This is a genomic window from Thalassococcus sp. BH17M4-6 (assembly GCF_049323015.1).
GTDB lineage: Bacteria > Pseudomonadota > Alphaproteobacteria > Rhodobacterales > Rhodobacteraceae > Puniceibacterium.
On the sequence record NZ_JBMPGU010000016.1, the window covers coordinates 1 to 13,667 of the forward strand.

Genomic DNA, 13,667 nt, shown 5'->3' on the forward strand with positions numbered 1-13,667 from the left:
CGCCCACGTTGACGCGTCGCGGTATGAGGAGATGTATGCGGCGTCGGTGTCGGATCCTGAGGGGTTCTGGGCGGAGCATGGCAAGCGGATCGACTGGATCAAGCCTTATTCGACCGTCAAGAACGTCGACTTCACGCTCGGCAATGTCGGCATCAAGTGGTTCGAGGATGGCACGCTCAACGTCGCGGCCAACTGCATCGACCGGCATCTCGAGACCCGCGGCGACCAGACCGCGATCATCTGGGAGCCCGACGACCCCGAGGACGCGGCCAAGCACATCACCTACCGCGAGCTGCACCGCAGCGTCTGCAAGATGGCCAACATCCTCGAAGAGCTGGGCGTGCGCCGCGGCGACCGCGTCGTGATCTACCTGCCGATGATCCCCGAGGCCGCCTATGCCATGCTTGCCTGCGCGCGCATCGGCGCCATCCACTCCATCGTCTTCGCGGGCTTTTCGCCCGACGCGCTGGCCGCGCGGATCAACGGATCCGACGCCAAGGTACTGATCACCGCCGACGAGGCGCCCCGCGGCGGCAGGAAGACCGCGCTCAAGACAAACGCCGACCAGGCCCTGCGCAACTGCAAGGACAGCGTCAAATGCCTGGTGGTCAAGCGCACCGGCGGCCAGACCACCTGGGTCCAGGACCGCGACTATGATTACAACGAGATGGCCGCCGAAGCCTCGGACGTGAGCCAGCCTGCCGAGATGAACGCGGAGGACCCTCTCTTCATCCTCTACACCTCGGGCTCCACCGGGCAGCCAAAGGGCGTCGTGCATACATCTGGCGGCTATCTGGTTTATGCCGCGTTAACGCACGAGATCACGTTTGATTACCACGACGGCGACGTCTACTGGTGCACCGCCGACGTGGGCTGGGTGACCGGGCATTCCTACATTGTTTACGGGCCCTTAGCGAACGGCGCCACCACCGTGATGTTCGAAGGCGTGCCGACCTATCCGGACGCCAGCCGCTTCTGGCAGGTCTGCGAAAAGCACAAAGTCGCGCAGTTCTACACCGCGCCCACGGCGATTCGCGCGCTGATGGGCCAGGGTAATGATTTCGTAACCAAATGCGATCTATCCTCGCTGAAACTGCTGGGCACCGTGGGCGAACCGATCAACCCCGAGGCCTGGAACTGGTACAACGAGGTGGTGGGCGGCGGCCGCTGTCCCATCGTCGACACCTGGTGGCAGACCGAAACCGGCGGGCACCTGCTGACCCCGCTGCCCGGCGCGCATGCGACCAAACCCGGCGCCGCGATGAAGCCGTTCTTCGGCATCAAGCCGCTGGTGCTGGACCCGCAGACCGCCGAGGTGCAGGAACAGAACCCGACCGAGGGCGTGCTGGTCATCGCCGACAGCTGGCCCGGGCAGATGCGCACGGTCTGGGGCGATCACGAGCGGTTCGAGAAGACCTATTTCTCGGACTACAAGGGCTACTACTTCTCAGGCGACGGCTGCAGGCGCGACGCGGACGGGGATTACTGGATCACCGGCCGGGTCGATGACGTGATCAACGTCAGCGGCCACCGCATGGGCACGGCCGAGGTGGAATCGGCGCTGGTGGCCCATGCCAAGGTCGCCGAGGCCGCGGTCGTCGGCTACCCGCACGAGGTCAAGGGCCAGGGCATCTATTGCTACGTCACCCTGATGAACGGGGTGGAGCCTTCGGACGAGCTGACCAAGGAACTGCGCACCTGGGTCCGCCAGGAAATCGGCCCCATCGCGTCCCCGGACCTCATCCAGTGGGCCCCCGGCCTGCCCAAGACCCGATCCGGCAAGATCATGCGCCGCATCCTGCGCAAGATCGCCGAAAACGACTACGGATCCCTGGGCGACACCTCAACACTCGCCGACCCAGACGTCGTCCAAAACCTCATCGATAACCGAAAAAACAAGGCGTGAGGGCAGCAACCTACGCCTGAACGATCTCCCGGCGTGCAATCACCACCGTGCGCCGGGCTGTTCGTCAACGATTAACCAAGGCTGACGATTCTCCACCCGTCGTGGCCGAGAGATGCTATTCTCAAAACGTGGGGCGCTACAGCAAGTGGAGACATGAGATGCAGATCTCAGGCACCCCGCCCTGGGCCGCACCGCATAGCACCGGCCACCCGCTGGGCCTGCCCGCCGCGCCGGACCGGCCCCAATCCGACACCCGCATCGCCGCCGCACGCGATGCCGCCGCCGCCGGGAGCGATCCGGGCCAGCAACGCCCGTTCGCGCATCCCACGCCGCAGAAAGCCGACGCCCCCAAAACCGCGCCGCCGTCGATCATGCAGCTGCGCATCACCTCGCATCTGCAGGAACAGGCCCAGGCCGCGCAGGACTCCGGCCAGCCGCAAGGCGATGAATCCCCTCAGGACAGCAACGCCCGCAATTCGGTCTTGAGCACCTTGCCGTAGTTGTTCTTGGGCAGTTCCGGCACAAAGACATAATCCTTGGGCCGTTTGAAACGCGCGATGTTGTCAAGGCAATGCGCGTTCAGCGCAGCCGCGTCGACACCGTCCGCAGCGACCACGAAGGCCACGACGACCTCGCCCCATTCCGGATCGGCGCGGCCCACGACCGACACCTCGCGCACGCCGAGGCAACCCAGCAAGACCTCTTCGACCTCGCGCGGATAGACGTTGGAGCCGCCCGAAATGATCAGGTCCTTTGACCGGTCCCGAAGCGTGACATAGCCGTCGGCATCCATCGCGCCCATGTCGCCGGTGCGCAGCCAGCCTTCCACCAGCGTCCGCGCCGTGGCGTCGGGATTGCGCCAGTAGCCCGGCATCACGGTCGCGCCGCGCACGCAAATCTCGCCCACCTCACCTTCGGGCATCGATGCGCCCGCCGCATCGGTGATGCAGACCTCGACCGCCGATTGTGCCCGCCCGACCGAGGCCAGCCTTTCGCGCCAACGGGCGTGCTCGCGGTCCGCGATATCCTCGCGGCAAAGCGCGGTGATGCCCATCGGGCATTCCCCCTGCCCGTAGATCTGGACAAAGACCGGACCGAACACCTGGGTCGCACGCAGGATATCCGCCTCGTACATCGGGCCGCCCGCATAAACGACCGTGCGCAGCCCGTCCCCGCCGATGCCGCGCGCCTGCGCCGCATCGGTCAGCCGCTTGACCATGGTTGGGGCGGCGAAAAGGTGGGCCCCGCCCAGATCGCGCGCCAGATCCAGCACCTCGGCGGCGTCGAACCCGCCCGAGCGTGGGAACACGTGCCGCGCCCCGGCCTGCACATGCATGAAGTTGTAAAGCCCCGCGCCGTGGCTGAGCGGTGCGGCATAGATCGTCGCATCTTCCGCCTCGACCCTGTCCACATCCGCAAGGTAGCACAGGCTCATGCTGCGCAGCATGCCGTGGGTGATGATCACCCCCTTCGGTCGCCCGGTGGTGCCGGAGGTGTAGAAGAGCCAGGCCAGATCGCCGTCCGAGCGCGGGGCAACCCGGTCGATCGGCGCGTGATCGGCCATTTGCTGCCACCGCGCGCTTCCCGTGGCGATCACCGGCGTCGGCCCCTGCCCGTCCAGCTGATCCGCGAGCACCGGCGTCGCGAGGCACAGCGCTGCCCCGGCATTGTCGAGGATCCACGCCACCTCGCGCGGGTGCAGCTTGGCGTTGATGGGCACCGCCGCGCCCCCGGCCATCCAGATGCCATAAAGCGCGACCAGGTAGTCCGGCACGTTCTGCATGAAGAGCGCCACGCGGTCGCCCGGCCCGATGCCGTGCGCCGCCAGCCCCCCGGCCAGTCGGTCGGCAGCGGCGCCGAACGCGCCGTAGTCGGCGATGCAGTCAGTGCCCAGGAAAAGCGCCGGGCGCGCCGGGTCGACCTGCGCCCTGCGCTGCAGCCAAAGTGCTATATTCATCGTATCCTCCCGCCGCCACTAAAGCCTGACCCGCAGGACGGTGCAATCGTCCGCACGACACGGATGCCGGGTTGCTTTTCATGGCCCGCAGCTTGGCCTATAAGCGGTCAACCCATGGTGGCCCCGGGGCGGGCCACACAGAGAGATTCGGGCGAGGATGGCATGACAAAGAACACCAAAGACGCAGACGTGGCCTTTATTCAGGCGCTGGCGGAACTGCTGCGCGAAAACGACCTGACCGAGCTTCAGGTCAAGCGCGAATATGGCGAGGACGACAGCCTGAACGTGCGCGTCAGCCGGTTGCAGCCGCAGGCGGCCCCGGTCGCCGCCGCGGCCCCCGCCCCGGCGGCCCCGCAGGCCAGCGCCCCTGCCGCCGCACCGGCCGCCGAGGCGGTCGAGGATCCCGCCGCACATCCCGGCGCCGTGACCTCGCCCATGGTGGGCACGGTCTACATGCAGGCTGAACCGGGCGCGCCCGCCTTCATAAATGTCGGCGCCAGCGTGTCCGAAGGCGACACGCTGCTGATCGTCGAGGCGATGAAGACGATGAACCATATTCCCGCGCCGCGCTCCGGCACGGTGAAACGTATCCTGGTCGAAGACGGGGCGCCGGTCGAATACGGCGCGCCGCTCGTGATCCTGGAATAAGGCCCGGGCATGTTTGACAAGATTCTGATCGCCAACCGTGGCGAAATCGCCCTTCGCGTCATCCGGGCCTGCCGCGAGATGGGCATCCAGAGCGTTGCGGTGCATTCCACCGCAGACAGCGACGCGATGCATGTGCGGATGGCGGATGAAACCATCTGCATCGGCCCGCCGTCCTCGACCGAAAGCTACCTGTCGATCCCGGCGATCCTGGCCGCCTGCGAGGTGACGGGCGCGCAGGCGATCCATCCCGGCTACGGATTTCTGTCCGAAAACGCGCGCTTTGTGCAGGTGGTCGAGGATCACGGTCTGACATTCATCGGCCCCACCGCCGACCACATCCGCGTCATGGGGGACAAGATCGCCGCCATCGAAACGATGAAGGATCTGGGCGTGCCCTGCGTACCCGGGTCGGGCGGCGGCGTGCCGGATCTCGACACCGCGCGCAAGCTGGGGGACGAGATCGGCTATCCGGTGATCATCAAGGCGACCGCCGGCGGCGGCGGGCGCGGCATGAAGGTAGCCAAGGACGCCTCCGAGATGGAGCGCGCCTTTCTCACCGCCCGGTCCGAGGCCAAGGCGGCCTTCGGCAATGACGAGGTCTATATCGAGAAATACCTGACCACACCGCGGCATATCGAAATCCAGGTCTTCGGTGACGGCAAGGGCCGCGCGGTGCACCTTGGCGAACGCGACTGTTCGCTGCAGCGCCGCCACCAGAAGGTGTTCGAAGAGGCCCCCGGCCCCGCCATTTCCGAAGAAGAGCGTGCACGGATCGGCAAGGTCTGTGCCGATGCGGTCGCCGCGATCAACTACGCCGGCGCCGGCACCATCGAGTTCCTCTATGAAAAGGGCGAATTCTACTTCATCGAGATGAACACCCGGCTGCAGGTCGAACATCCCGTGACCGAAGGCATCTTTGGCGTCGATCTGGTGCGCGAACAAATTCGCGTGGCCGCAGGCCTGCCGATGTCCTTCACCCAAGAGGATCTCAAGATCAACGGCCACGCGATCGAGGTGCGGATCAACGCCGAAAAGCTGCCGAATTTCTCGCCCAGCCCGGGCCGGATCACGCAATACCATGCCCCGGGCGGCCTCGGCGTGCGGATCGATTCCGCGCTTTATGACGGCTACAAGATCCCACCCTATTACGACAGCCTGATCGGCAAGCTGATCGTGCACGGCCGCGACCGCCCCGAAGCGCTGGCACGGCTGAACCGGGCGTTGGGCGAACTGATCGTCGACGGGGTCGATACCACGATCCCGCTTTTCCATGCCTTGCTGCAAGAACCCGATATCCATTCCGGGGATTACAACATCCACTGGCTGGAACACTGGCTGGAACAGGCGCTGCAGCCGGGATAGTCGCATGACCTGTTCCGCCGCGCTGCGCAACGCCCTTGCAAGCTCCGTGTTCAGCCGCCCCGGGCAGGCGGGATGAGCGTTTCACCCGAACTGCTGCTGCAGGCCTACCGCGCGGGCATTTTCCCGATGGCCGAAACCCGCGACGACCCGGATATCTTCTGGGTCGATCCGCGCCGCCGCGGGATTCTGCCGCTGGAGGGCTTTCACATCTCACGCAGCCTCGCGCGCCGCCTGCGCCGCGATCCCTACCAGGTGACGCTCAACACCGCCTTCGATGCAGTGGTCGACGGCTGCGCCGACCGGGCCGAAACCTGGATCAACGCGGAAATCCGCGACCTTTACAGCCGCCTTTTCGCCGACGGGATCGCCCATTCGATCGAGGTCTGGGACGGGTCAGAGCTGGTGGGCGGCGTCTATGGCGTGACGCTGGGCGCGGCATTCTGCGGGGAGTCGATGTTTTCGCGGCGCACGGATGCATCGAAAATCGCGCTGGCGTGGCTGGTCGATCATTTGCGGCGCTGCGGCTTCGTGCTGTTCGACACCCAGTTCATCAACCCGCATCTGGCGAGCTTGGGCGGCATCGAAATCTCTCGGGCGGAATATCACAGCCGACTGGCCGAGGCGCTGGACCGCAGCGCCAGCCTGACCGCACGCCCGCTGGCGATGTCCGGTCAGGAAGTCTGGCAGCGCAGCACCCAGACGTCGTAGCGCGGGTGATCCATCGGGTTGAGCGCCGGGGCGCTGGCGATCATCCAGCCCTGAAACACCGGCTCGGACACGCCGACCTCGCGCACCTCAAGGTAGGCAAAGGCGTCACCCGCCGGGTTTCCCTCGGGATAGCGGCATTCGTTCACGGTGATCTCGATCCGGCCCAGGGCGCGGCTCTGGCCATTGGCCAGTTCGACATCCGCCACCGTTCCGTTGAGCTTGTCGAGCGCGCGCAGCACGACACCGCTGCCGGGGCTGACCACCTCCTGCGCCGCGGCGCCGCTGGCAAGCGCGCAGAGCAGCGCCGTGCCCAGACACCGCATCCGAAACATGTCAGGGATCACTCCGGGCTCCAGGCCTCGTAATCGCTGCGGTCCTTGGGATCGACCCTGCGGATCGACCCGGCCGGGGCATAGGCCAGTGCCGTGCCGGTCAGGTTTTCCTGATGCGGTTTTTCCCAGGCCTTGTGCGTCATCGGGCGTTCGGTCGGTGGCTCCTGATAGGTGTGGTGCAGCCAGCCGTGCCATTCCGGGCCGATGCGGCTTGCCTCGGCCTCGCCGTTGAAGATCACCCAGCGCCGCGCGCCGTCCTTGCTTTGGTAAAAGATGTTGCCCTGCGCATCGTCGCCCACCTTGTGGCCCGTGCGCCAGGTGTAGAACTGCGTGTTCAGGGTCTGGCCGTTCCACCAGGTGACCGCGCGCAGCAGATTGCTCAGAATGCCCATGGATCGTACTCCGTCTCGTTGTCCCCGTGTATGGCGCATCCGCTGCGCGGCGTCCAGTGGGCGCAGGCGCTCAGGGGGCCAGCGCCGTAAGCTCGATCTCGATCCGGTATTTCGGATCGATCAGGTTGCATTCGATCATCGTGGCGGCGGGCGGCGCATCGCCGAATGTGTCGCGCAGGATCGGCCAGCAGTGTTCGAATTCCGTCGCATCGGGCAGATAGTAGGTCACCCGAACCGCATCCGCAAAGGTGGCGCCCGCCTGCCGCAATGCAGACGCGATGGTGCCAAGTGCTGTGCGGCACTGCTGCTTTACCGTGTCGCCCTGCCCGACGGTGCCCGCGACGTGCACGAAACCGCCCGCCACGACAGCGCGGCAATAGCCGATCTTTTCCTCGTAGGGGCTGCCGGAATGGATGCGCTTGACGGTCATCGCCCTCTCCTTTGCATGGGTCCGCGCCAGCAAACGGTGCCGATGCCGGTATGTCAACGGTGTCGCGCAACCCCCGGGCCAGGCAAAGAAAAAGGCGGGGACAGCCCCGCCTTCGTCGTCTTGTATGGAACCCGGGTCAGCCCGCCGACGCCGGTTCCTTCTTCTGATCGGCATAGATCATCAGGGGCTTCGCGTCCGAGGTCACGGCCTCTTCGTTGACGACCACCTCGACCACCTCGTCCATGCCCGGCAGTTCGAACATCGTCTCGAGCAGGATCGCCTCGAGGATCGACCTCAGGCCGCGTGCCCCGGTCTTGCGGGCGATGGCGCGCTTGGCGATGGCCAGCAGTGCGTCGTCGGTGAAGGTAAGCTGCGTATCCTCCATCTCGAACAGTCGCTGATACTGTTTGACCAGCGCGTTCTTGGGCGCGGTCAGGATGGTGACAAGCGCGTCTTCGTCCAGATCCTCAAGCGTGGCCAGCACGGGCAGACGTCCGACGAATTCCGGGATCAGGCCGAATTTTAGCAGATCCTCGGGCTCCAGCTCCTTGAAGACCTCGCCCACATTGCGGTCATCGACATTGCGCACATCGGCGCCAAAGCCCATGGCCGACCCCTTGCCGCGCTGCGAGATGATGCGGTCGAGCCCGGCAAAGGCGCCGCCGCAGATAAAGAGGATGTTGGTCGTGTCCACCTGCAGGAATTCCTGCTGCGGATGCTTGCGCCCGCCCTGCGGCGGCACGGATGCGACGGTGCCTTCCATCAGCTTCAGCAACGCCTGCTGCACACCCTCGCCCGACACGTCGCGGGTGATCGAGGGGTTTTCCGACTTGCGGGTGATCTTGTCGACCTCGTCGATATAGACGATGCCGCGCTGTGCCCGTTCGACGTTGTACTCGGACGCCTGAAGCAGCTTGAGGATGATGTTTTCCACATCCTCGCCCACATAACCCGCTTCGGTCAGCGTCGTGGCGTCGGCCATGGTGAACGGCACGTCGAGAATACGCGCCAGCGTCTGAGCCAGCAGCGTCTTGCCGCAGCCGGTGGGGCCGATCAGCAGGATGTTGGATTTCGACAGTTCGATGTCGTTGGTCTTCTGGCTGTGGTTCAACCGTTTGTAGTGGTTGTGCACCGCCACCGACAGCACCCGCTTCGCGGTCTGCTGGCCAATCACATAGTCGTCCAGCACCTGGCAGATTTCGCGCGGGGTTGGCACGCCGTCCGACGATTTCAGCCCCGACCCCTTGGTTTCCTCGCGGATGATGTCCATGCACAGTTCGACGCATTCGTCGCAGATGAACACCGTCGGACCGGCGATCAGCTTGCGGACCTCGTGCTGGCTTTTTCCGCAAAAGCTGCAGTACAAGGTGTTTTTGCTGTCACCGCCTGAATTCGTCGCCATATCGCACCTTTCTCGGCCCTGATGTCCGGGACCGGCGTCGCAGCCCCCACACCGCCACCGGGCCTTTGTGTTCCCGCCAGCTTAAGACAGGCATTTCCGGTCTACAATCGCAAATTTGCCCCTGCCGCGCGAGCCGCGGCAAAGGCTTTGGCAATGCTTAGGAACCGTCGCTTTCCGTCTTCGGACGGCTTTCCACGATCTCGTCGATCAGGCCCCAGTCCTTCGCCTCTTCGGGCGACATGAAATTGTCGCGCTCCAGCGCCGCTTCGACCTTTTTCAGGGTCTGGCCGGTGTGCTTGACGTAGATTTCATTCAGCCGGGTCTTGAGCTTCTGGGTTTCCTGCGCGTGGATCATGATATCCGTCGCCTGGCCCTGGTAGCCGCCCGACGGCTGGTGCACCATCACCCGGCTGTTGGGCAGCGAAAAGCGCATGCCCGCCTCGCCCGCCGTCAAGAGCAACGATCCCATCGACGCCGCCTGGCCAATCACAAGCGTGCTGACCTTGGGTTTGATGTACTGCATCGTGTCGTAGATCGACAGGCCGCTGGTCACCACGCCGCCAGGGCTGTTGATGTACATGCTGATTTCCTTGGACGGGTTTTCCGCCTCGAGGTGCAGCAGCTGCGCGACGATCAGTGACGACATGCCGTCGTGCACGGGACCCGACAGAAAGATGATCCGCTCCTTCAGGAGGCGCGAAAAGATGTCGTAGGCGCGTTCGCCGCGGCTGGTCTGCTCCACCACCATGGGGACCAGCGTGTTCATGTATGTATCGTAGGGATCTTGCATTTGCGCCTGCCTGCTCTCGCTGCGTGTGTCTAGCCATCATAGGTTACCCGAGTCTTAGTGTCGGCTACGGGCACCCGCAAGGGCTGCCGGTCAATTTGCCGGTCGCTTGGCCTCCGTCTTGAAGCGGTGCGCGCGCAGCCTATCCTTGCCGGGATGGATGCGCTGCAACACTTCCCCCCGACCCGGACCGAGGCGCTGACGCGGCTTCAGAAATTCGTGCCGCATGCGGGCCGCGACTATGCCGCACGCCGCAATTTCGATCTGGGCCCCGGACAGCACAGCGGCGTGTCGACCCTGTCGCCCTACCTGCGCCACCGCCTGCTGACCGAGGAAGAGGTGCTGCGCGCCACGCTGGGCCGGCATTCGCGCAGCGCGGCAGAGAAGTTCATTCAGGAGGTGTTCTGGCGCACCTACTGGAAAGGCTGGCTCGAGATGCGCCCGCCGGTCTGGGGCGGCTATCGCGCCGGTCTCGATCAGGCGCTGGACCGGGTGCAGACGCAATCGGGGCTGCGACAGGGGTGGGAGGCCGCATGCAAGGGCGACACCGGGATCGCCTGTTTCGACGCCTGGGCGCAGGAACTGGTGCAGACCGGATACCTGCACAACCACGCCCGGATGTGGTTCGCCTCGATCTGGATCTTCACCCTGCGCCTGCCGTGGGAGCTTGGGGCGGATTTCTTTCTGCGGCACCTGCTGGACGGCGATCCGGCGTCCAATACGCTGAGCTGGCGCTGGGTCGGCGGGTTGCAGACCAAGGGCAAGACCTACCTCGCCCGCCCGTCCAATATCGCACGCTACACCGAAGGGCGGTTTCATCCCGCAGGCCTTGCGCCCGAGGCCCCGCCGCTCGAGGGGCCCGCGCATCCGCCGCGGATGGACGCACCGACGGGCGACAGTTTCGATCCCGACCGGCCCACGGCCTTCCTGCTGCACGAAGAGGACCTGAGCCCCGGCTGGCTTTTCGATCTGGGCCTGCGCCCCCTTGCCACCGCCACGCTGCACGGCTGGCCGGGCCTCAGCCCGCTGCACACAGCGCCGCATGTGGGCGCCTTCAAGACCGCCGCGTTGGAGGATGTGACAGGCCGCTGGGCAGATCGGCTGGGCGAGATCACACCCGGTCTGGCCAGCGCCGAGGACATCACCCGCTGGGCGCAGGAGGCAGGGGCCGAGCAGATCGTGACGGCCTATGCGCCCGTGGGGCCGGTCGCGGATGTGCTGAACCAGATCACCGATCTGCCGGTGCTGCGCCCCCTGCGCCCCTACGATGCCCGCGCCTGGCCCAATGCCACCGCCGGGTTCTTCAAGTTCAAGGACAAGATCCCGACGCTTTTGGGCGAGATGTCGGGGATTCGCGCGGCCTGAGGGCCGACGCGATACGGGCGGCCTTTATCAGCCCTGCCGGAACCAGGGACCGACGGTGCTGGCCGGGATCAGTGGACGCTTTCGCCGATCTCGCTTGCATCCGCGCAGGCATGCCGGGCGCATTCCATCTCAAGCGTCAGATGCGCGATGCCGAAACGCTCTGACAGCTGCGCCTTGATCGCATCCTTGATCGCATCGGCCCGGTGCCAGGCGCCCTCCTCCACCACCACATGCGCCTGAAGCGCGCTGCGGTGTTCGTCCATCTGCCACAGATGCGCGTGATGCAGGTCCTGCACGCCCTCAACCGTCTTCGCGGCTCTCAGCACGTCCGATGGCGCCAGCCCGGGCGGTGTGCCCAGCATCAGAATGCGGATCGCGCCGCCGATTTCGGACCCGGCCAACCACAGGATGTACCCCGCGATCAGAAGCGTCACGACGGCATCCACCCAGACCCAACCGAACAGCAGGATCACGATCCCGGCGAAGATCACCGCGAGCGATCCCAGCGCATCGGCCAGATTGTGCACAAACGCCGCGCGGATGTTCATGCTGTGCTTTGACATCGCGAACGTCAGTGCAGCCGTGCCCAGGTCGACCACCAGCGCCACGCCGGCGATGATCACGACCAGCCAGCCGTCGACCCCCACGGGATCGAACAGCCGGAACACGCCTTCGTAGACCAGGTAGACGCCGATCACGATCAGCGTGGTGTAGTTGATCAGCGCCGCCACCACTTCGGCCCGGGCATAGCCGAAGGTCATGGCGCTGTCCGCCGGGCGCCGCGCGATCTTGCGGGCGCCGAAGGCGATGACCAGCGACACCGCATCCGACAGGTTGTGCACCGCGTCGGCGATCATCGCCAGACTGCCCGACAGCACCCCGCCGACGATCTGCGCCACCGTCAGTGCGACGTTGATTGCCACGGCAGCCACGACCCGGCGGTCGCCCGCCTCGGGGTCGACGTGGTGATGGTGATGTCCGTGTGCCATGCCGCGACCTAACGCCTTCGGTTGCCAGACTTCAAGCGCGGCGGCGATGAATGCCCTGGCCTGAAACGGCGAATGGCGCGCCGTAGCCCGGCGCGCCATCCGTTTGTGCCGCAGGATAAAAGCCTTAGCCGAACATGTCGGACGTGATGCCCGCGTACCAGCCGATGCTTTCCTCATAGGTCGCTTCGCGCACCGCGGCGTCTTCGCCGGTGTCGCTGATGAACCCGCCGGTGCTGGCGATCTTCTCGTCTGTCGCCTCGTAGGACGCGCCGACCTTGACGCCGTTATCGGCCGAGATCAGCGACCAGCAGGTGTTCGAGAACCGCGCCGGGAAAGCCTTGGAATCGGTCAGCGCAGCGCGCACGGCATTGGCGCAGACCTTGGCCTGGCTGTTGGCCGAGAAGCCGGATTTCGGCATGTCGCCCTGCTGGCTGGCATCGCCCAGGATGTGCACGTTCTCGTCCATCCGGCTTTGCATCGTCGCAGGCACGACAGGCGCCCAATTGCCATCGGTCAGGCCCGCCGCTTCGCAGATCAGCCCGGCCTTCTGCGCCGGGATCACGTTCACGACGCTGGCGTTGATCACCTCGCCGTCGATATCGACGGTCATGTCGTCCGGGTTGACGGAGGTGTTCTCGCCGCCGAAATCCGGGCCGATCCGGGTGATCATGCCGGAATAGTGCTGGTTCCAGCCTTCCTCAAACAGTCCCTGTTTCGAGAATTTCTCTTTCGGGTCGGCGATGATGATCTTCGCCGTCGGATTGTTCTCTTTCAGGTAGCTAGCCACCATCGACACCCGCTCGTAGGGGCCAGGCGGGCAGCGGAAGGGGTTGGGCGGGGCGACCATGACAAAGGTGCCACCCTCTTCCATATCCTCGATCTGCGCCTTCAGCAGCTCGGTCTGCGATCCGCCCTTGTAGGCATGTGGCATGGCGTTCTGCGCCGCCAGCGACCAGCCCGGAACGGAGCCTTCGATGAAGTCGATACCGGGGCTGAGGATCAGCCGGTCGTAAGGCACCGACCCGCCGCCCGCCAGCGCCACGGTCTTGGCATCGCGGTCGACACCAAGCGCCCAGTCATGCACGACGTTGATGCCGTACTCCGACGCCAGCGTGCCATACGTATGGCCCAGGCTTTCAAGCGTACGGAAGCCGCCGAGGTACAGGTTCGAGAAAAAGCAGGTGTAGTAGGTCCGCGTCGGTTCGATCAGCGTGACGTCGATCGCACCGTCGCTGTCCTTGGCGATGTAGCGCGCCGCCGTGGCACCGCCCGCACCGCCGCCGACGACCACGACACGGGGCTTGCCCTGTGCGCGCACCATCGGGGCCGCAAGGCTTAGTGCCGCCGCGCCGGTTCCCAGAAAACCGCGTCTGTTCAGTAGCATGGTAT

Annotated in this window: 14 protein-coding genes; 6 read left to right on the top strand and 8 right to left on the bottom strand. The window is 65.4% G+C overall.

The genetic code is table 11. From position 1 onward, the window contains the following. Both acs and ACOXXX_RS18460 read left to right on the top strand, forming a co-directional pair. Positions 1 to 1,906, top strand: a 1,906-nt coding sequence (gene acs, locus ACOXXX_RS18455; RefSeq protein ID WP_422828086.1) for an acetate--CoA ligase, incomplete at its 5' end; no start/stop codon positions are given. A 158-nt stretch (positions 1,907 to 2,064) separates the two neighbouring features. Continuing rightward, the gene (locus ACOXXX_RS18460) at positions 2,065 to 2,406 is read left to right on the top strand and encodes a hypothetical protein (RefSeq protein WP_422828087.1); all 342 of its coding nucleotides are present in this window, start codon (positions 2,065 to 2,067) and stop codon (positions 2,404 to 2,406) included. On the opposite strand, the gene ACOXXX_RS18465 is transcribed toward ACOXXX_RS18460, so the two are convergent. Continuing rightward, entirely contained in the window at positions 2,361 to 3,863 is a 1,503-nt protein-coding gene (locus tag ACOXXX_RS18465; RefSeq protein ID WP_422828088.1) for a class I adenylate-forming enzyme family protein, read from the bottom strand. The two genes, ACOXXX_RS18460 and ACOXXX_RS18465, sit on opposite strands and share 46 nt — an antisense overlap. Before the next feature lie 162 nt (positions 3,864 to 4,025). Between ACOXXX_RS18465 and accB the strand changes: the two genes are divergently transcribed. The 3 genes from accB to aat all read left to right on the top strand — a co-directional run bounded on the left by accB (position 4,026) and on the right by aat (position 6,581). Next, positions 4,026 to 4,511: an acetyl-CoA carboxylase biotin carboxyl carrier protein gene (accB, locus tag ACOXXX_RS18470; RefSeq protein ID WP_422828089.1), complete on the top strand. Its 486-nt coding sequence runs from the start codon at positions 4,026 to 4,028 to the stop codon at positions 4,509 to 4,511. Positions 4,512 to 4,520: 9 nt separating this feature from the next. Further along, the gene (gene accC, locus ACOXXX_RS18475) at positions 4,521 to 5,873 is read left to right on the top strand and encodes an acetyl-CoA carboxylase biotin carboxylase subunit (protein ID WP_422828090.1); all 1,353 of its coding nucleotides are present in this window, start codon (positions 4,521 to 4,523) and stop codon (positions 5,871 to 5,873) included. A 72-nt stretch (positions 5,874 to 5,945) separates the two neighbouring features. Then, positions 5,946 to 6,581, top strand: coding sequence for a leucyl/phenylalanyl-tRNA--protein transferase (aat, locus tag ACOXXX_RS18480; RefSeq protein WP_422828091.1), 636 nt, complete (start codon positions 5,946 to 5,948; stop codon positions 6,579 to 6,581). Here aat and ACOXXX_RS18485 read toward each other — a convergent pair. The 5 genes from ACOXXX_RS18485 to ACOXXX_RS18505 all read right to left on the bottom strand — a co-directional run bounded on the left by ACOXXX_RS18485 (position 6,545) and on the right by ACOXXX_RS18505 (position 9,927). Further along, positions 6,545 to 6,913 carry a DUF2155 domain-containing protein gene (locus ACOXXX_RS18485; protein WP_422828092.1) on the bottom strand — a complete coding sequence of 123 codons (369 nt, stop codon included), beginning with the start codon at positions 6,911 to 6,913 and terminating at the stop codon, positions 6,545 to 6,547. The two genes, aat and ACOXXX_RS18485, sit on opposite strands and share 37 nt — an antisense overlap. 8 nt (positions 6,914 to 6,921) lie before the next feature. Further along, positions 6,922 to 7,305, bottom strand: a complete 384-nt coding sequence (locus ACOXXX_RS18490) for an NADH:ubiquinone oxidoreductase subunit NDUFA12 (protein WP_422828093.1) — start codon at positions 7,303 to 7,305, stop codon at positions 6,922 to 6,924. Between the two features lie 70 nt (positions 7,306 to 7,375). Beyond that, a complete protein-coding gene (locus ACOXXX_RS18495) occupies positions 7,376 to 7,735 on the bottom strand; it encodes a RidA family protein (RefSeq protein WP_422828094.1) in 360 nt (119 codons plus the stop codon). Positions 7,736 to 7,871: 136 nt separating this feature from the next. Next, entirely contained in the window at positions 7,872 to 9,137 is a 1,266-nt protein-coding gene (gene clpX, locus ACOXXX_RS18500; protein ID WP_422828095.1) for an ATP-dependent Clp protease ATP-binding subunit ClpX, read from the bottom strand. Between the two features lie 157 nt (positions 9,138 to 9,294). Beyond that, on the bottom strand, positions 9,295 to 9,927 hold the full coding sequence (locus ACOXXX_RS18505) for an ATP-dependent Clp protease proteolytic subunit (RefSeq protein ID WP_422828096.1): 633 nt from the start codon (positions 9,925 to 9,927) through the stop codon (positions 9,295 to 9,297). 153 nt (positions 9,928 to 10,080) lie between these two features. Here ACOXXX_RS18505 and ACOXXX_RS18510 point away from each other — a divergent pair, with 153 nt between their 5' ends. After that, entirely contained in the window at positions 10,081 to 11,289 is a 1,209-nt protein-coding gene (locus tag ACOXXX_RS18510) for an FAD-binding domain-containing protein (RefSeq protein ID WP_422828098.1), read from the top strand. Positions 11,290 to 11,357: 68 nt separating this feature from the next. Here ACOXXX_RS18510 and ACOXXX_RS18515 read toward each other — a convergent pair whose 3' ends face one another. Beyond that, on the bottom strand, positions 11,358 to 12,278 hold the full coding sequence (locus ACOXXX_RS18515; protein WP_422828099.1) for a cation diffusion facilitator family transporter: 921 nt from the start codon (positions 12,276 to 12,278) through the stop codon (positions 11,358 to 11,360). Positions 12,279 to 12,402: 124 nt separating this feature from the next. Beyond that, positions 12,403 to 13,662 (bottom strand): NAD(P)/FAD-dependent oxidoreductase, encoded by a 1,260-nt coding sequence (locus ACOXXX_RS18520; protein ID WP_422828100.1) that lies wholly within the window; start codon positions 13,660 to 13,662, stop codon positions 12,403 to 12,405. Positions 13,663 to 13,667 lie beyond the last annotated feature (5 nt).